The organism is Paracoccus sp. KR1-242, from assembly GCF_049446195.1.
Classification (GTDB): Bacteria; Pseudomonadota; Alphaproteobacteria; order Rhodobacterales; family Rhodobacteraceae; genus Paracoccus; species Paracoccus broussonetiae.
The window spans coordinates 53,894-68,673 of sequence record NZ_JBMSED010000009.1 but is presented as its reverse complement, the minus strand read 5'-3'; the positions used below and the strand labels follow the sequence as shown (position 1 = coordinate 68,673).

The window sequence follows — 14,780 nt, the reverse complement described above, 5'->3', positions numbered from 1 at the left end:
TCTACATTCGTTCGGGCAGGACGATCATCGGTCGGGACTTGGCACCGAACAGTTCGGGGCGAACCGGGATGATCTGGAGGTGACCGTGCGCAGCGAGCACGGCGATGGCCCGCAGGAGGTTGTCATCCACCGCCGCTAGATCATCGGCCGCTTCCTTCAGCTTTTGCAGCGTGTCGGGATCACCGTTCATGCGGCTCTTTCCTTCTGGTCGGATTGAATGGTGGCCTCGATCTGCCGCCGGTGGCGATCGATCCGGGCGAGCAGCAGCTCGTCCTCGTGGTCGAGGCTGTCTTTCACATCGGCGATGATGGCGCCGAAGATGGTGCGGACCTGGTCGATCTTGCGGGTCACGATGCACCGCCTTCCTGACCGTTCCAGCGCGCGACGAGCGCGTCCCGGTATTCGTCAGACATCTCGATTCCGCAGTTGATGCAGAAGATCGACCAGCCGACCGAATAGCTCCCGACATCCAGATGATGGACGGTCTCGCGCAGCTGCACATGCTCGTCTCCTTCGGCTTTGCAGAAGGGGCAGGCGCGGAGGGTCGGGACGGGGTCGGCCGTAATGCGGTGGGCTTCGATCTGGGCCATGTGCTGCAGATCGAACAGGGCGGCGCGGGCATCGCGCATCAGTGCTATGCCGGTGCTGCGATCGGCGACCGGTAAGCACAGTTTACCTGTCCCATCGGGACACCCCCGGTACTCGGCACCGGAGTTCAGGACCCGCGCGATCTTGGCGAGCGCATCCTTCATCTTCTTCTCTCCTCGGAAAGACGCTGGCCGCAGGTCGGACAGACGTCATCGGCGCCCAGTTCGGCGTCGCGCAGCGCGGTCGCCTCCCGGATCGCATCCTCGGACCAGCCGAGATGCTCGTTCTGCAGGACCATGCGCCAGTCGATAGTTTCGGGGGTGGGGTCGGGGCTCTGGCCCATCACAGCCCCTCCGCGATGTTGACCCATCCAGCCTCGCGCGCCTGGCGCGCCGTCGGGGCGATGAAGTCTATCAGGTGGGACGGCCCGAACATCGCGGACCAGTCGAAGTGCAGGAAAAGCCAGACGGCCAAGACCATCAGGATGACCAAGGCCGCCGTGCAGAGCAGCGCGACGTCGCAGCGCCAGCGCGGGCCGACGACGGGTTCGGGATACGCCGAGGATCTTCTTCTTCTCTCGGCCTGAGATTGGATATGCGAAAGTCTTCTCATGGATGCGTGTCCATCAGCGAAGGGTTTCGGATGTGTCGGGGGGCAGGGAGGAAAGGAGGTCCCCGGCGGGGTGTGGTGGAGATGCCGGGGGCCAGGTGCCGCGCTAAGACCGGGGGAACCGGTGGGACAGTGGCGAGGGTAGCGCGGGGGAATTCTTCAGGCGAGGTGATGGGCGGCGACCTGCGGTCTGCCGCGGCATCGGGGGTCTTCTAATGTTCGAAACATGCTCGGCCTCTCGGTTCGTTCGCGAGAGGACTGTGTTTCGCGCCTCTCATGAGTTGGAAATAACCCAACAGCAAATTGGTTTCAAGAGGGCAGTTGGATAAAAACCAACAATTGCTATGCGCGCCAGAGATCCATGCGGATACTATCCAGAGTTGGGGTGATCAGCCTCGTGAAAGGAGGACGCCACGCGTCACTTCGCGTCGATTTCGCGCGTCCATCTTGCTGAGGACCGTGCGGACTTGATTGCGAACGGTGTGCAAGCTGGTGCGTCGTATATCTGCGATTTCGCGGGTTTCGTGACCTTCAGCTATCATGATGGCGATGCTCGCCTCGGCGCGGGACAAGCCATACCTCCTGCACAGTCTCTGCTCTCGAGATACAAATGCTTGGTCTCGCGAGAGAATGAAGGCTATCTGCCGATCCTGACATTTCGAGATGCCATATCCCGCTGGAAAAGCCGGAGAAAGTATCGACCGATCGCTCGTGGGCAGGGCTCGAACCGTCCATGCTTCTCCTCCACTTGTCACCTTTAGTGACGAAGGAATTTTGTCTCCATGCCGACGTCGGATACCCTGAGCAAAATGTGCCGCCCAATTTTCGAGAACAGGATCCCGAAAGGATAGCTTTCCCAGCAGCGTGGTGTTGGCGATGGATGTGGCCTGTCCAAGAATGCCATCTGTTGCCCATGCAACCAAGCGGTCGGCGTCAGTGATAATGACGCCTCCGGCCGCGCCCTCTAAGCAAGGGTCCTCGTCGCTTTGGAAATCAATTAAACGGGCGGAGAGGCCAGCGAGAACTTCATTCACGTGGAAAGCATGAGATATATGCGGCTCAAGCAAACTTAGGAGTTCAACAGCCCTAGTTTCCGCTTGTTCGCGGGTGAGACGCGGCACGGTAACGGAGACTACCAAGCTGCGTGTACCAAATGCTCGGGCTTTCAATCCCCCGCCGCCGAAGAGATCATAAGTTGGTCGCATTAAGTCGTTGTAGAACTCGGACCTTAGCACCAGTTCATCCGGCACTTGCGATGAGAATGGTCGGGCAATTCCTTCTATGGCCCTCAGTGCGAATCCTTCTAAGGGATTGATTGCATAGTAGTAGTCAAAGAATTTTTTCGCTGTCCCAAGGTCGACATCGCCGAACGTTGAGCTAAACATCGTTCCGGTGCTTATCTCTACTCCATGAAGGGATGTGGCGGAGCCTCCCAAGGTCTTGTCGAGCGCCAAAGCAAACTCTCGCCAATGCGTCGGGTCGAGGGCAGAGCAGTGGAGGTTATCGATCAGCGAGTTCAATTTCTCGATGGAATGCCAGGACACGCTGATACCTCTGCTCTGGGCGCTTGGCCAAATTGCTCCGCTGAAAAAAAACTTCGGCTCGAAAGCGAAGATAGCGCAACTGCGTCATGTGTCGGCCTGTGCCAAGCGTGATGATGAGAGTCGCGGAAATCACCGCAGTAACCAGTATATCATTTGATGGAGATTCGAAAATGAGGAAGCATGTAAAGCGCGCATTCGCGATTGCTCTCGTTGTGCCGTTTGCGACCGGACTTGTCACGGAAGCCTATGCCGCAAACTGCCCGTCAGGCTTCACCCATCTTGGCCAAGCGTACAAGGAAGCAAGCGCGAACAATTCAGAAGCTAAGGTGCAGGCTGTCCAGGTGCAGGTCAAATTCCCTCCCCACTACAAGCTCGATCGCAACTATGTGCAGAGTGGTGGCAAATGGGCCGGCGGTGACGCAGGCGCCGTGATGTCCGATGGCGATGTTCCGGAGGGTCTACTGATCCTTGCCGGGGGAACGCAGGGGGGTGCAAAGGGGTGGTCTGTTCACTCCCCTCAACTGGTGGTGATCCAAGAAGATGACGACATGATCATCCAGCGGGCACTGAATATCAAACTCTACTGTCATACCGGAAGTGGGGCTTCGAATATGCTGGGCCACGTCAGCTGCAACGTACACGCTGATATTTGTGGAAAAGATTCCTAGCTTCGGTCCGAGGTACGCACGTGTGGATCGTCGCACGATTGTGCGGCGATCCTGAGGGTTTTGAAGAAACCCAGTTCCTACTGCACGCGATAGCGCAGGGCGATCAGAAGATCCGCCTGACCGTCGATCGTAATGATCCCTTTAGCGGTCGTAATCTCCTCAATGAGCATCGCACGGTATCGATTCTTGATGGTGGGTTGGTCGCAACCCAACTGATCGCACATCACGTCGATTGGGACGCGGCTCGCGAGACTTTCGACCAGGTAAAGGTCGTCACTGGGTTCGAAATCGTCCGGCAGGCGGTTCAGGTGATCGACAAGCCGGTTCTGCCGTCTGGTGAGGGTCGGACCGAAGTCGACAGGGGCAGGGGGATCGATAGGCGCGGGCGGGGCTTCGGGAGCCGGCGGGGCCAGGGGTTCGGGATCGGGTGCGGCCTCGGGGCGGGGTGCGTCCTCCTGTACCGTCTGCGGCTCGTCTATCTGAGTCTGGGCCTCCAGCCGTCTGATGCGGTCTCGGATCGCGCCCGGTGTCCGATTCATCGCGCGGCCGATGGCGATGTTGTCCTTGCCCTGCGCGCGAAGGTGGGCAAGTACGGTTAGATCGTCATCCGACCACGGGCGCGCGCTCGTCTTGTTCTTCGCCTTTTTATCGGCAGCAATTGTCGCCCTCACCACGTCCGGCGTGCAGCCCAGCGTCTTGGCGATGTGGCTCACCGAATACCTCATCATCAGCATCTCGCGGATCTGCACCTGCACTTCCTCTCCTGATCGTTGGGGTTCTGGGGGAGGGACCGGCGTGATCGCGTCGACGGCTGCAGGATTAGGATCAGGTTGCGGTTCGGGTTGCGGTTCTGGCTCGGTCGGGGCTGGCGCGGGCTCTTCGACCAAGGCCGCCAGCTCTTCGGCAGAGGGCGCCTCGTCTTCCTGGGAAACGGGCTCGACCATGGGGAAATCAGCATCGGTGAGTGGCGGCGGCGGATCGAAATCGAGAACGTCGGTGATCGTCTCGACCGAAGGTGGAACGATGGTGGCGTCCGCACGCAGCTGTGCGGCGTCCACCAGCGCGATCTTCTGACCCGTCAGGTTTTCGAGGGCGTGCAGGCCTTGGGCCAGATCTTGCCATAGGCGACCCTGCCGCAACATCTCGGAGGCCATCTTGTGCAACTCATCGTGGAAGATCGGTGTGACGATGTGCAGGTTCATGCTGTCCTCCGAAGCTGAATTCCCGAATGCCCTCTGTGCGATTGAAACTTGAAGGTATTCAACCAATCAGGGCAGTTTGCGTGATGGGTATGGCGACTGAGTGTTCGTCTGCGGCAGGCAATCAGCGGGAGGCGGGCGTGGTCTGGGGGTTCGAGAAGGGGGCGGTCTACAATCGCCGAATTGACATCCACGAGAGATTTGGTGGCCAACGTCAGGGTGGCATCACGACCCCGGCGGATAGGAGCTACCCGATATTCATCGTGACTGGGGAGGAGGGCATCTCCCACGGATACTCTGACCGGATGCGGGAAGACGGTGTATTCGAGTATTCCGGAGAGGGTCAGGTCGGGGATATGCAGATGCTCCGGGGAAACCGTGCAATTCGCGACCATGCGGAAGACGGGCGAGATCTTCTGCTTTTCCGGAAGGTCAGAGGCGGGATTAGGTTCGAGGGTCAGTTCGTCTTCGAGGCCTACCATTATGCCGACGCACCAGACAGCTCCGACACCATGAGGAAGGCCATCGTTTTCGAGCTTCGGCAGATCGATGCTCTCGTAGCAGCTGACGAACAAGCCGAAGTCCCGGCTCAGTTTGATCTGGACGAACTGCGCGACCGTGCGATCCAGGCCGCGAAAGCCGACCCGCTCCGGTCGCAAGTCATCGCCACCGCATTTGAGCGAAGCCGGCTGATATGCACGTATGTGTTCGCCCGTGCCGGTGGTAAATGTGAAAACTGTAACCTGGCTGCGCCATTTACACGCGAAAACGGCTCGCCATACCTTGAGGCGCATCACATCAGGCGGCTGACCGATGGTGGACCTGATGATCCGCGCTTTATGATCGGCCTTTGTCCGAACTGCCATCGCCAGGCGCACCATGGCGCCGGGAGGCAAGTTCTCAACGATGACATGTTGCGTATCGTTCAGAAAAAAGAACCGACGCAATAACAATCGATCTCGGTGTTTCATTCGCAAAGCCCGTATTGAGATGAACAGGACAGGCCGTCATCGGCCTGATCGATGATCCAGTTGAATTGCTTGCCGCCCCGATCCGTGCGCGCCCACTCGGCCACCTTGCGGGCATTCGGCCAGGGCGCGGCGGCGCTGGCAGCATTGCGGGCCTCGCGGTCCTCGATTCTGCTAATGCGCTTGGCGAGGGCCGCACCTTCAGGCGTCACGTCAGCCGCAAAGAAGGTTCCAGCGCCGCGCTTTGACGCCTCAGCGCAGATCGCTTCCCATTCAGCGATGCGGTCGAAAGCCTCGGGAAAGCGCGTGGCGATGGCGCGAAGCTCGGCCTTGCTGGCGTTGATGCAAGGGAAGCACCCGACGCGACCCATGCCCTGCAGATAGAGCGGATTCGGATCGAGGCCGCGGGCTGCAGCATAGGAAAAGACGTTCTGCGCCGACCAATGGATCAGCGGGCGATAGAAGCGCATGGTGTGCAGGCCCGGTGTCCTGACCGTCTGCCACATGGGCGAATTGCGGCGCGCGATGCTTTCGGCTCGGCGCACGCCCAGCCATTGCACCACGGGCCCGGCCCGGCGCGCGGGGTCGATCACCTGCGTCCCGATCACGTCCGATTTCAGGAACTCGGTGCAGAACTGCGCGCGGCGGCTCGGGAAACGCCCCTTCCACAAACACAGGTCGAGGAAGGGGATGCCGGTCGGCTGCAACGCGGCGATTGCGCGCTCGACCGTCGCGGCGGGAATGTCCATCTCGGGCCATTTAGCAGCGACGAACGCGCGCTTCTTTGCCATGCGCTCGGTGAAGTCGGCGCGGTAGATCTCGACCTGCGGCCCGCCGGTGCGCTCGCCCAGGCGGGCGGCATATTCGATCGTGTCGGGATGCTCGTTGCCGGTGTCGGCCATGACGGCGCGGAAGGAGCGCCCGCTGTCGAGTGCCAGAAGGTAGGTCGCCGTGCTGTCCTTGCCGCCTGAGACGTTGACGATGTGCTGGCTCACGGCTCGCCTCCAAAGAGAGGTTTTTGCCGACCGTCAATGCGGTCTAGCCATCTGAAGCCGGGCTCAGCGCGACCAGTGTCGAGCCGGTCCCAGACGAACCATGCGTTGCGCTGCGGCGGGCTACCCTCACCGGTGAAGTCCAGCTTCCAGCGCATCAGGTAGCAGTAGGAAAAGGGCTGCTCATCGAGCAGCTCACCCAGCCCATTGGCTCGTGCCGCAGGCCAGTCCCAAGAGAGAAGTAGGGCGAGATAATCCCAGCCCGGCATGGCGAGCGTGTGCCGCAACCATCGGCCGTGGCCATCCCGGGCGTTGATCAGTTTGTAGGGAGGATTCGTGATGATCGCTCTCGCCCGACTCCGCAGGCATGTGAAATAGTCGGCCAGCCAACTGTCTGGGCAGCCGCGGTCGATCAGATCGGATGCGCTGCATGGGATGCCGGCCTCGCGGATCGGGATGACCAGAGCGCCGTCGCCGCAGGCCGGTTCCCAGACCGAGCCGGACGCGCGGATTCGGTCGCCGTCGCGCGCGAGCAACGCGCGGATCGCCTCCGGCTGGCCTGTGCGGTAGAAGTCTTCCGGTCGACGTCCTTCCTGCGGTCTTCTCGCTTCTGGGAGGTCCGAGAACATGCCCGGGTCCACTTCACGCCGCCCCTGGCCGCTGATCGCGCGAAATAGGCTCTTGCTCATCCGGTCACCAAGGTGAGCCGGTCAGACGCCCGGGTGATCGCCGTATAGAGCCAGCGCTTTGCCTCTTCGCGGAAGGTGCCGCTCTCGTCATAGACGATGACGTCAGGCCACTGGCTGCCCTGCGCCTTGTGGCAAGTCAGCACATAGCCGTAGTCGAACTGCTGGGTGCCCTTGAGTTCCTTCCAGTTGATCTGGTCCGGTTCGCCGTCGAAGAACTCCTTCCGGACCTTCACACTGATCGCGGCCCGGTGGGGGAAATCGTCCGATGCTACCAGCATGGTGATGTGCTTGCCGCGCGCCTTGGCCATGCCGTCGATGACCGTGAACAGACCGCCATTGAAGATGCCGCAGGGCTTGTCGTTGCGCAGGCAGACCAGCCGGTCCCCGACTTCTGGGAAAGACCCGTCTCGGCCGAGAAGGCGTCTGATGCGGGCGTTGTAGCTGCGGCGTGTCGCGTTCTTGCCGACGAGGATCTGGCTTGCGGCCAGAACCTCTTCCTCCTCCAACGTCCCACGCTCGACCACGCGGCTGCGGCCATATTCCCCGTGCTTGATCAGGTCGCCGCATCGCGCCGCGGTCGCCAGCTGGATGATGGGGTTGTCGCGCGCCTGACGATGGATCTCGGTCAGCATCACGTCCGGCTCGGCTTCGGTGAAGAAGCCGGCGCCATTGACCGGCGGCAGCTGGGCGGGATCGCCCAACACGAGGATCGGGACGCGAAAGGCCAGAAGGTCGCGGCCGATCTCCTCGTCAACCATCGAGCATTCGTCGACGACGATCAGCGAGGCATCCTTGGCCGGGCTGTCGAGGTTGCGCGCGAAATAGACCGAGCCGTCTTCCCGCTCGATGACCTGATAGATCAAGCCATGGATGGTCGAGGCATCGGCGCAGCCGTTGCGCTGCATCATCAGCGCCGCCTTGCCGGTGAAGGCGGCATAGCAGGTCACGCCGGAGATGCCGTCGGCGAAATGCCGGGCAAGGGTCGTCTTTCCCGTACCAGCGAAACCGAAGACGCGCATGATGGGGCGGGAAAGGGGGCGGCCGATCTTCAGTTCAGACCAGCACTGCTGGTGCCAGACGGAGACGGATGACAGGGCGGCGGCCTGCTGGGGGGACCAGTGCATCATTTCAGCACCTCGGCCGCCGCGCGAAGACCCTTGCAGGTTTCGCGCCTCTCAGCCGCCTCGGTGGGCGAGAGGCTGGCCCAGCTGTTCATTGTGGCGATGGATTGTTCGATGATCTTGAGCGCATCGGCCCGGGCGCCCGGATCGCGATACAGCCGTCTGGTATCTTCGGCGGTCATCATGGTGGGGTGGCTCCTTGCTATCAGTTGGATTTAATCCAACAGAAGCCAACCGGCAATACGGAAGTTGGATTTAAACCAACAGCGCAACCACGAAATCCACCGGACGCCCGATCAGGACAGTAATCTCACCGGGGGTGTGACCCTTGGCAGCCAGCGCGCGAATGGCCGCACGCACCTTCTTGGCGCGATCGACGACGACAATCCTGCGCCCGCCGCGCAGGTAGACGGTGCGGACGACCATCGCGCCGCCGGTGCGGAATATCTCCCAACCGATATTCATTTCCGGGCCCGCTCTTTCCGTTCGCGCGCTACCTTGGCGCGGACATATTCATCGGCCCCATGCATCCCGAGGATGCGAAGCGTCTTCGCGATGGTCTTCATGTCTTCGGCGTCCTGGGCGGTCAGCCAGATCGGGCAGCCGGCAACCCGATCCTCGTGCTTGGGCTCGACCCATGCCCGCAGGCGGCATTCGATCAACGATGCCTGTTCCGCGAGGGTCATCGGCCGGGGCTCAGCGCTCATGGCGCTCAAAGGGAATGCCAGCCGCAGTGAGACGCTGGGCGATCAGGGAGAAGCCGCGGTCGCGCAGGCGATAGGCGTGTCCCCGGCTGACCTTTTCCCGCTTGATGGCCGCGTCGAAGGCGCGATTGTTCCGGCTGACCGAATGAGCCATCCAGAGACTGACCATCTTGCCCGTGACCGGATGGCCATCGTTGATCAGGAAGATCCCGACCCACGTCAGCGATGCCATGAGAAAGTCCGCCCGCTTGGGATCGATCGGCAATTCGATCGGCTTGGTCCAGTCTTCGTCATCACCCGCGGCTTCGGGGATGCCCCAGCCTTCCTCAAGGTGGTCTTCCAGTGTTGGGTTGAAGTTGGGCATTGAGCCGCGCATCGGCGCCGGGCCGACCGGTCCGGCATGTCTGCGAGCCCATGAAATGGCCTCTGCCAGCGTCTCTTTCACGCGGCTGGGGGTCCAGACATCATCAGGGGTCTGATGCATCAGCCGAAATCCTCCGGATTGAATGGCAGGTTGCTGGGGGTGAAGGACTCATCGGAGGGCACGGCGTCTGGCTTCTTGCGTGAGCGCCTTCTCTTGGCCGCGTCACCCAGGCCGGGGGCTTCCTCGAAGCCTTTGACGTTCTTGCCGGTGAGCCAGAACCAGTTGTCTTTCGTGTCGAGGACACCCTTCTGGTAGAGATGATCCCGCGACCGTTTGATCTGCTGTCGAAGGTTGGCGGCTCTCCGCTTCGCTGCTTCTTCGGGGGTCTCGCCTGGGTTCTGGTCCTCGGGGTCGTCTTCATAAACCTCGCGGACCCGGTTCCAGAGGTCGACCCGGTCAACAGCCATTGCGCCGCGCGATAGGCCCAGATCGACAGGAGCGAGCGTGCCCTTCGCACTGATCGCGTCATAGATGACGCGCAGAAATACGGAGTGGCTGGGCGAGATGGTGATCCCGCTGGGATCATCCGGCTCGACCGCACCGGGTCTGGTCGATGGAGCGGACACGGTGCACGAGGTGATGTCGTCCCCGTCCTCGTCCTTGCCGATCACGATCGAGGGCAGGACGAACTTGCCGTTCACCCCGTCCTCGCCGTCCTTCTGCTTCGACAGCACCCATTCACGGACCTGGCGGTTGTCGTCGTCGGTGCGGTCCGGGCAGCGTCTGACCGTCACCACGTTGTCGACGTTCGCGAACAGGGAGGTGTGGCCGCGCGCCTTGGTGCCGCCCGCGTTCAGGTGGTGGACCAGCATCACATGCGCGCCCGTCGCGCGCTTGACCCGGTCGCAGCGCTCCAGCACCACGCCCATGTCCTTGCCGTCGTTCTCGTTCGCGCCCGGCGTCGCCTTGTTGAAGGTGTCGATGACGATCAGTTCGAGGGGATCGCGGAAGGTCCGCTTCCAGTGCAGGCATTCTTCAATAAAGGCGTCGACTTCCTCGTCGCTGTTGTAGAAGTCGACAGGCTTCTCCAGCAGGACCACGGACAATGGCGAGCCGGAACACTCGAACCGTTGACGATAGGCGGGAAAGCGGCGGCGGCGGACGCCGGCCGCGCTTTCGCCCGCCTGATAGATCACGCCACCACGTCTGACCTTGTGTCCGAACCATTCGACGCCGCGCGCGACCGCCATGGCCATGTCGATCGCGATGAAGCTCTTGCCCGACTGGGATTCGCCGAGAAGGAAGGAAAGCTCGTTCCGGGTTAGCACGCCCTTGATCAGGTATTCGTGCTTCGCGCCGGGGGCGTCGAAGTTCAGCCACTCGACCGCGCCGAACCTGCTGGTGAAGGGCGCTGCCTCGAATGGCTTCGCGACAGCGTCCACCAGGTCGTAAAGCTGCTCGGCGTCGCCACCGGCCGGGATCCAGTCATCGACGCCGCCCTTCAGGGGCAGACCCGGAATTTCCAAGGTTCGGACCCGACGCGCGACATCCGACAGGTTGCGACCGACGAGGTTTGCGTGATCCTGACCCGGGAAAACCGGCCGCCCGTCCGGATGGTTTTTCAGGGAGCCGTCGGGAAGGGTCGATTGCGGATCGTTGTCCGGCAGGATCACAACATCCGCGCCGCGGAAATGCTCTGTGAGTTCTGACGGCCATTTTCCCGCGCCGCCATGGTTGCAGGTCGCAGGCACACCAAGGTCGCGCAGCATGTCGACCTTCTTCTCACCCTCGACGACGAAGACGGTCCGGCCATCGGCCAGATCATCCAGAAGCTCGGGAAGGCGATAGGGCAGGGCCGTCATGCCCTGCGTCTTGTAGGTCCAGCCGTCCTTCTTGCTGCGATCCGGGCGGCGCTGGACGAAGGTCTTCTCGTGGCCCTTTGGATTGACCTCGGGGTCGACGGTCCAGTCGAACCGGCAGACCTGATACGCCACGTCGCCGCGCGCGTCGCGATAATCATAGGTCGCGGTCAGGCGGCCATGATCGGGAACGCGCTGGGGCAGCCAGTTGCCCTTCGGATCGAGACGCTGGGACGGGCGGTCCGCTTGGCGCTGCTGCATTCCGTCGTCTTCGACGTAATAGCCATGGTCACGCAGCCATTGGACTGCCGCGCCGCCCTCGACGGCGGCACCGGTCTGCTGCTGGATAAACCAGAGCACACCGCCACCCTCTTTCTGTTCGTGATTGAAGAAGGCGCCCTTCTCCAGATCCACGCTGACCGACCCGGCCTTGCCGAATCTCAGCTCGTGCTGGCTGGACAGCTGCTTGTTCGGTTCCCCGAGCAATTCCAGCGCCACCGCGCGCGCATGATGTGAAAACTTGTCTCTCTCGGCCGCCACAGCGCCCTCGTCCCTAAAATTGTCGGTCGGTCCGGCCCGGCGGGATCGCCCGCCGGGTAATCAATCAGCCAGCCTTGCGGCGCGATTTGCGCAGCAGGGGCGGGTCCTTCTGATCTTGGACGGCGCATGCATAGAGCCAGCCCGCGATCGCATCGGCCTCGTTGTCGTCCTTCGGCTGGAAGCCCAGGCTTTGGACGTGTGCGATGACCGCCTCTTTCGGGTTCTCCGGACGGCCATCGCCCAGCACCTGCTTGCGGATGCTGCTGGCTGAAGCCTGATAGACGGGGTGTCCGGTCAGATGGCAGACGGCCTCGACGATGGCGCAGAGACCGCCCAGACGTCGTGCGGTCTTGAATTGGGTCTTGCCGGCCATACCCGGGCCGACTGGAGCTTCGAAGACGACGCGGGCGTACCGCTTCTCGCTCAGGCGATCACCGATCCAGGCCATCATGGTGCCGAAGACCTCAGCGTCGGTGGCACCCTTGCGGCCAAGGCGCATCGTGCCACTGACCGGGCGAGCCTCGGGCGCGCCCTCGCACCATCCCATTTGGGTCGCGAGGTCGAGGAACAGGATATCCTCAGACATCGCAGGCCTCATGGATCACGGTGCCGTCGGTATCGCGCAGCGCATCGGGAAGGGGCGTGACCTGCAGGACGATGTCGCGGGACAGGATGACCGGGATCGACCGGCGCACCTTGCGGACGCCCTCACCAGCCGGGCGGGTGTCGTATCTGCGGCCCAGCAGGCAGCCGTCTGCGATCAGCTTCTCATGCAGCGCGCCCAGCGAGGGCGCGTCATGCCCGAAGACGAACCATGCCTCGCCGGGGTCGCCTTCCTTGCTGAAGGTGCGGATCGTCATCTGGTAATGCATGGCGAAAATCTCGGTTGCTCTCATGGAAAGGGGGCGACGCATGATCGACGTCGCCCCCTTCGGGACCGGCGGGAAGGAGGTGCCGGCCCCACATGCCGCGGCCCGCGCGCCACTCCAGCCAGCCTGTGGGCGAGCGGCGGGGCCGGGCGGCAATCAGTGGGCGGTAGCGCCTGCCTCTTCCTGAGCTTTGGCCAGCTTGCGGACGGTCGCCGCACCGGACCCGGCCTTGCCCGCGTCGATCTTGTCGAGGATCTCGCGCATGGCCTTGGTGTGGTCCTGGAACATGTCCGAGCTGTCGAAGAAGCCCATGGCGTGCGCATAGGTGACGACCGCGGCGACGGTGGCCTGGGCGTCAGCGGTCTCCTTGCGGGCGAGGCGCGAGATGAAAGTGAAGGCGGATTTGTCGTAGTTCCGCTTTTCCACGAACTCCTTGGTCAGCGCTCCGGCTTCACCGTTGAATTCTGTGGCCTTTGCCTTGGCGGCATTGACGGACTTGATGTGCTTCTTGAAGGAGGCGGCGTCAAAGGACGCGTCGCCACCCGATCTGCTCAGGTTCTCAGCCATTGTCGTGCTCCATGTTGGAAGACGCCGATTTGGTCAGCCGGTCGGCGATTTCTGCCATGACCTCGGGCTCGACCTCCGACGGGGGCGGGCGCGGGATATCCTCCGGCCACGCAAGGTCTTTCGGCCAGATGGCCGACAGGCGAGCGAAGACCGCGTCAAAGGTACCGACGCGGGGATCGCGGGTGCGATAGTCTCTGGTCCAAGCGCGGTCGCCGCGCGTGACGTCATTCAGGAACGTCTGGGACAGGCCTCGTTGCTGAAGCACAGCCATGAGGCGGTCCATTCTGGAGACCAGGGTCTCTCTGTATGTGGGATCAAAGGCGTTCATGATGCCCAAGCCATAGTTGGGTAAAAACCAACACACAAGACAAAACTATTGGAAGAACCCCAACGCAAGGGCCAACAAGTGTTGGAAATTAGCCAACGATTGTGGTACGCGCGGCCCATAGGGCGGCACATCCGCTCCGGACCGACCGACAAGGGCAGAAAACAAATGGAAAATCCGATGCGTGCCCGCATCCGCGCGCGGCTCGACGCAATACAGAAAAATCCCGGTGAGGTTGCTATCTCTGCAGGCTTCGATCGTATCTATCTGTATGAATTCCTGGAGGGGCGAAAGAAGAACCTTCGGTGGAGCAATGTCCCCAAGATCGCGAAGGTACTTGAATGCGATCCTCGCTACCTCACCGGCGAAATAGACACCCCTTGGCCCGTCGAAGGGCTGACGACGACCATGACATTCGGTGAGGCCACACCCCCAATGCCAATACGTGGTCTGCCGGTGACCGGGGTCATCTCACTGATGGCCTGGTCTGAAGGTGACTTGAAGCCGCCGGCCAAGATCACTGTCGCGCCCGATATTCGCTATCCTGAAGCCGACCAGCGCGCCTACATTGTCATGGGAGATACTTGGAAAAGCGCAGGAATTTCGGACGGATCGATTGTTACCGTTGCCAACATGCCGCCGCGTGAGGGTGATCTGGTCGTGGCTCGCGTGACCCGCGGGAATGGCGAGAGCCGAATTGAGATTGGGCGCAAGTCTGGCGACAAGCTGACCTTGGATTCGGTCGCGGCCGAAGACTGGTCTATCGAAATGCTCGGCGTCGTCGTGATGGAAAGCCGGGTCTTCTAGGCGGCGCTGGGTCGACAAAGAAATTACCGAACACGCTGCAAGGGGGCGGGCACATCAGGTGCCCGCCCCTTTCCCATTCGTTGCTGAAAGTGGGTTAGCGGAACGGCCTGGCTATTCATGGTCTACCGCATCAACGCTCCGCGACATTTCCCCCTAAGAGAGATTCCTTAGTCGCGCGCGTATCGATACCAACCGCACGCGCGAGTGCGCGCAGGAAAGGTTGGCCCCCTCCGTCTTCTCTCCCAAGCCCGTCGAAATGACGCTCGATCACTCGCCTCAGGCTAAGTTGGGTGTGTTGGATTTCGGCTGTTGACTAAACCCAATCCGTTGGATTAAACCCAACTAACGCGACCAACTTAGGCCGCGC

22 protein-coding genes are annotated in these 14,780 nt (G+C 61.8%); 3 read left to right on the top strand and 19 right to left on the bottom strand.

Annotated elements, in window-relative coordinates:
- Window position 1: 1 nt before the first annotated feature.
- From ACO2Q4_RS14300 to ACO2Q4_RS14275, 6 genes are all read right to left on the bottom strand, one after another.
- On the bottom strand, window positions 2-190 hold the full coding sequence (locus tag ACO2Q4_RS14300) for a hypothetical protein (RefSeq protein ID WP_423320052.1): 189 nt from the start codon (window positions 188-190) through the stop codon (window positions 2-4).
- Complete coding sequence (locus ACO2Q4_RS14295; RefSeq protein WP_423320050.1) at window positions 187-351, bottom strand: hypothetical protein; 165 nt, start codon at window positions 349-351, stop codon at window positions 187-189. The genes ACO2Q4_RS14300 and ACO2Q4_RS14295 overlap by 4 nt, the downstream gene beginning before the upstream one ends.
- Complete coding sequence (locus ACO2Q4_RS14290) at window positions 348-752, bottom strand: hypothetical protein (RefSeq protein WP_423320048.1); 405 nt, start codon at window positions 750-752, stop codon at window positions 348-350. Before ACO2Q4_RS14290 ends, ACO2Q4_RS14295 begins: the two co-directional genes overlap by 4 nt.
- Entirely contained in the window at window positions 749-931 is a 183-nt protein-coding gene (locus ACO2Q4_RS14285) for a hypothetical protein (protein WP_423320046.1), read from the bottom strand. Before ACO2Q4_RS14285 ends, ACO2Q4_RS14290 begins: the two co-directional genes overlap by 4 nt.
- Complete coding sequence (locus ACO2Q4_RS14280; RefSeq protein ID WP_423320044.1) at window positions 931-1,200, bottom strand: hypothetical protein; 270 nt, start codon at window positions 1,198-1,200, stop codon at window positions 931-933. The genes ACO2Q4_RS14285 and ACO2Q4_RS14280 overlap by 1 nt, the downstream gene beginning before the upstream one ends.
- A gap of 386 nt (window positions 1,201-1,586) precedes the next feature.
- The gene (locus ACO2Q4_RS14275) at window positions 1,587-2,741 is read right to left on the bottom strand and encodes a helix-turn-helix transcriptional regulator (protein WP_423320042.1); all 1,155 of its coding nucleotides are present in this window, start codon (window positions 2,739-2,741) and stop codon (window positions 1,587-1,589) included.
- Window positions 2,742-2,911: 170 nt separating this feature from the next.
- Here ACO2Q4_RS14275 and ACO2Q4_RS14270 point away from each other — a divergent pair, with 170 nt between their 5' ends.
- Entirely contained in the window at window positions 2,912-3,409 is a 498-nt protein-coding gene (locus tag ACO2Q4_RS14270) for a hypothetical protein (protein ID WP_423320040.1), read from the top strand.
- Window positions 3,410-3,486: 77 nt separating this feature from the next.
- Here the strand turns inward: ACO2Q4_RS14270 and ACO2Q4_RS14265 are convergent, their stop codons facing one another.
- Window positions 3,487-4,611 (bottom strand): hypothetical protein, encoded by a 1,125-nt coding sequence (locus tag ACO2Q4_RS14265; RefSeq protein WP_423320038.1) that lies wholly within the window; start codon window positions 4,609-4,611, stop codon window positions 3,487-3,489.
- A gap of 26 nt (window positions 4,612-4,637) precedes the next feature.
- Here ACO2Q4_RS14265 and ACO2Q4_RS14260 point away from each other — a divergent pair, with 26 nt between their 5' ends.
- On the top strand, window positions 4,638-5,558 hold the full coding sequence (locus ACO2Q4_RS14260; RefSeq protein WP_423320036.1) for an HNH endonuclease: 921 nt from the start codon (window positions 4,638-4,640) through the stop codon (window positions 5,556-5,558).
- Window positions 5,559-5,575: 17 nt separating this feature from the next.
- Here the strand turns inward: ACO2Q4_RS14260 and ACO2Q4_RS14255 are convergent, their stop codons facing one another.
- The 12 genes from ACO2Q4_RS14255 to ACO2Q4_RS14200 all read right to left on the bottom strand — a co-directional run bounded on the left by ACO2Q4_RS14255 (window position 5,576) and on the right by ACO2Q4_RS14200 (window position 13,552).
- Window positions 5,576-6,571 (bottom strand): phosphoadenosine phosphosulfate reductase family protein, encoded by a 996-nt coding sequence (locus ACO2Q4_RS14255; protein WP_423320034.1) that lies wholly within the window; start codon window positions 6,569-6,571, stop codon window positions 5,576-5,578.
- Window positions 6,568-7,257, bottom strand: coding sequence for a hypothetical protein (locus tag ACO2Q4_RS14250; RefSeq protein ID WP_423320033.1), 690 nt, complete (start codon window positions 7,255-7,257; stop codon window positions 6,568-6,570). The genes ACO2Q4_RS14255 and ACO2Q4_RS14250 overlap by 4 nt, the downstream gene beginning before the upstream one ends.
- Window positions 7,254-8,384 carry an ATP-dependent DNA helicase gene (locus ACO2Q4_RS14245; RefSeq protein ID WP_423320031.1) on the bottom strand — a complete coding sequence of 377 codons (1,131 nt, stop codon included), beginning with the start codon at window positions 8,382-8,384 and terminating at the stop codon, window positions 7,254-7,256. The genes ACO2Q4_RS14250 and ACO2Q4_RS14245 overlap by 4 nt, the downstream gene beginning before the upstream one ends.
- A complete protein-coding gene (locus tag ACO2Q4_RS14240) occupies window positions 8,381-8,563 on the bottom strand; it encodes a hypothetical protein (RefSeq protein WP_423320029.1) in 183 nt (60 codons plus the stop codon). The genes ACO2Q4_RS14245 and ACO2Q4_RS14240 overlap by 4 nt, the downstream gene beginning before the upstream one ends.
- 70 nt (window positions 8,564-8,633) lie before the next feature.
- A complete protein-coding gene (locus ACO2Q4_RS14235; protein WP_423320028.1) occupies window positions 8,634-8,843 on the bottom strand; it encodes a hypothetical protein in 210 nt (69 codons plus the stop codon).
- The gene (locus ACO2Q4_RS14230; protein WP_423320027.1) at window positions 8,840-9,085 is read right to left on the bottom strand and encodes a hypothetical protein; all 246 of its coding nucleotides are present in this window, start codon (window positions 9,083-9,085) and stop codon (window positions 8,840-8,842) included. Before ACO2Q4_RS14230 ends, ACO2Q4_RS14235 begins: the two co-directional genes overlap by 4 nt.
- Window positions 9,075-9,566 (bottom strand): hypothetical protein, encoded by a 492-nt coding sequence (locus ACO2Q4_RS14225; RefSeq protein WP_423320025.1) that lies wholly within the window; start codon window positions 9,564-9,566, stop codon window positions 9,075-9,077. Before ACO2Q4_RS14225 ends, ACO2Q4_RS14230 begins: the two co-directional genes overlap by 11 nt.
- The gene (locus ACO2Q4_RS14220) at window positions 9,566-11,845 is read right to left on the bottom strand and encodes an AAA family ATPase (RefSeq protein ID WP_423320023.1); all 2,280 of its coding nucleotides are present in this window, start codon (window positions 11,843-11,845) and stop codon (window positions 9,566-9,568) included. Before ACO2Q4_RS14220 ends, ACO2Q4_RS14225 begins: the two co-directional genes overlap by 1 nt.
- Window positions 11,846-11,909: 64 nt before the next feature.
- Window positions 11,910-12,431 (bottom strand): hypothetical protein, encoded by a 522-nt coding sequence (locus ACO2Q4_RS14215; RefSeq protein WP_423320021.1) that lies wholly within the window; start codon window positions 12,429-12,431, stop codon window positions 11,910-11,912.
- Window positions 12,424-12,759, bottom strand: a complete 336-nt coding sequence (locus ACO2Q4_RS14210) for a hypothetical protein (RefSeq protein ID WP_423320019.1) — start codon at window positions 12,757-12,759, stop codon at window positions 12,424-12,426. Before ACO2Q4_RS14210 ends, ACO2Q4_RS14215 begins: the two co-directional genes overlap by 8 nt.
- Before the next feature lie 111 nt (window positions 12,760-12,870).
- Window positions 12,871-13,281 (bottom strand): hypothetical protein, encoded by a 411-nt coding sequence (locus ACO2Q4_RS14205; RefSeq protein ID WP_423320017.1) that lies wholly within the window; start codon window positions 13,279-13,281, stop codon window positions 12,871-12,873.
- Entirely contained in the window at window positions 13,274-13,552 is a 279-nt protein-coding gene (locus ACO2Q4_RS14200; protein WP_423320015.1) for a hypothetical protein, read from the bottom strand. The genes ACO2Q4_RS14205 and ACO2Q4_RS14200 overlap by 8 nt, the downstream gene beginning before the upstream one ends.
- A gap of 105 nt (window positions 13,553-13,657) precedes the next feature.
- On the opposite strand from ACO2Q4_RS14200, the gene ACO2Q4_RS14195 reads away from it, so the two are divergent.
- Window positions 13,658-14,413: a hypothetical protein gene (locus tag ACO2Q4_RS14195; RefSeq protein WP_423320012.1), complete on the top strand. Its 756-nt coding sequence runs from the start codon at window positions 13,658-13,660 to the stop codon at window positions 14,411-14,413.
- Window positions 14,414-14,780: the final 367 nt, after the last annotated feature.

Excerpts from the sequence above, each read along its gene's own strand:
- ACO2Q4_RS14300 (WP_423320052.1), bottom strand. The coding sequence starts at position 190 with ATGAACGGTGATCCCGACACGCTGCAAAAGCTGAAGGAAGCGGCCGAT.
- ACO2Q4_RS14290 (WP_423320048.1), bottom strand. The coding sequence starts at position 752 with ATGAAGGATGCGCTCGCCAAGATCGCGCGGGTCCTGAACTCCGGTGCC.
- ACO2Q4_RS14285 (WP_423320046.1), bottom strand. The coding sequence starts at position 931 with ATGGGCCAGAGCCCCGACCCCACCCCCGAAACTATCGACTGGCGCATG.
- ACO2Q4_RS14280 (WP_423320044.1), bottom strand. The coding sequence starts at position 1,200 with ATGAGAAGACTTTCGCATATCCAATCTCAGGCCGAGAGAAGAAGAAGA.
- ACO2Q4_RS14270 (WP_423320040.1), top strand. The coding sequence starts at position 2,912 with ATGAGGAAGCATGTAAAGCGCGCATTCGCGATTGCTCTCGTTGTGCCG.
- ACO2Q4_RS14265 (WP_423320038.1), bottom strand. The coding sequence starts at position 4,611 with ATGAACCTGCACATCGTCACACCGATCTTCCACGATGAGTTGCACAAG.
- ACO2Q4_RS14260 (WP_423320036.1), top strand. The coding sequence starts at position 4,638 with ATGCCCTCTGTGCGATTGAAACTTGAAGGTATTCAACCAATCAGGGCA.
- ACO2Q4_RS14250 (WP_423320033.1), bottom strand. The coding sequence starts at position 7,257 with ATGAGCAAGAGCCTATTTCGCGCGATCAGCGGCCAGGGGCGGCGTGAA.
- ACO2Q4_RS14245 (WP_423320031.1), bottom strand. The coding sequence starts at position 8,384 with ATGATGCACTGGTCCCCCCAGCAGGCCGCCGCCCTGTCATCCGTCTCC.
- ACO2Q4_RS14240 (WP_423320029.1), bottom strand. The coding sequence starts at position 8,563 with ATGATGACCGCCGAAGATACCAGACGGCTGTATCGCGATCCGGGCGCC.
- ACO2Q4_RS14235 (WP_423320028.1), bottom strand. The coding sequence starts at position 8,843 with ATGAATATCGGTTGGGAGATATTCCGCACCGGCGGCGCGATGGTCGTC.
- ACO2Q4_RS14230 (WP_423320027.1), bottom strand. The coding sequence starts at position 9,085 with ATGAGCGCTGAGCCCCGGCCGATGACCCTCGCGGAACAGGCATCGTTG.
- ACO2Q4_RS14225 (WP_423320025.1), bottom strand. The coding sequence starts at position 9,566 with ATGCATCAGACCCCTGATGATGTCTGGACCCCCAGCCGCGTGAAAGAG.
- ACO2Q4_RS14215 (WP_423320021.1), bottom strand. The coding sequence starts at position 12,431 with ATGTCTGAGGATATCCTGTTCCTCGACCTCGCGACCCAAATGGGATGG.
- ACO2Q4_RS14210 (WP_423320019.1), bottom strand. The coding sequence starts at position 12,759 with ATGCGTCGCCCCCTTTCCATGAGAGCAACCGAGATTTTCGCCATGCAT.
- ACO2Q4_RS14205 (WP_423320017.1), bottom strand. The coding sequence starts at position 13,281 with ATGGCTGAGAACCTGAGCAGATCGGGTGGCGACGCGTCCTTTGACGCC.
- ACO2Q4_RS14200 (WP_423320015.1), bottom strand. The coding sequence starts at position 13,552 with ATGGCTGTGCTTCAGCAACGAGGCCTGTCCCAGACGTTCCTGAATGAC.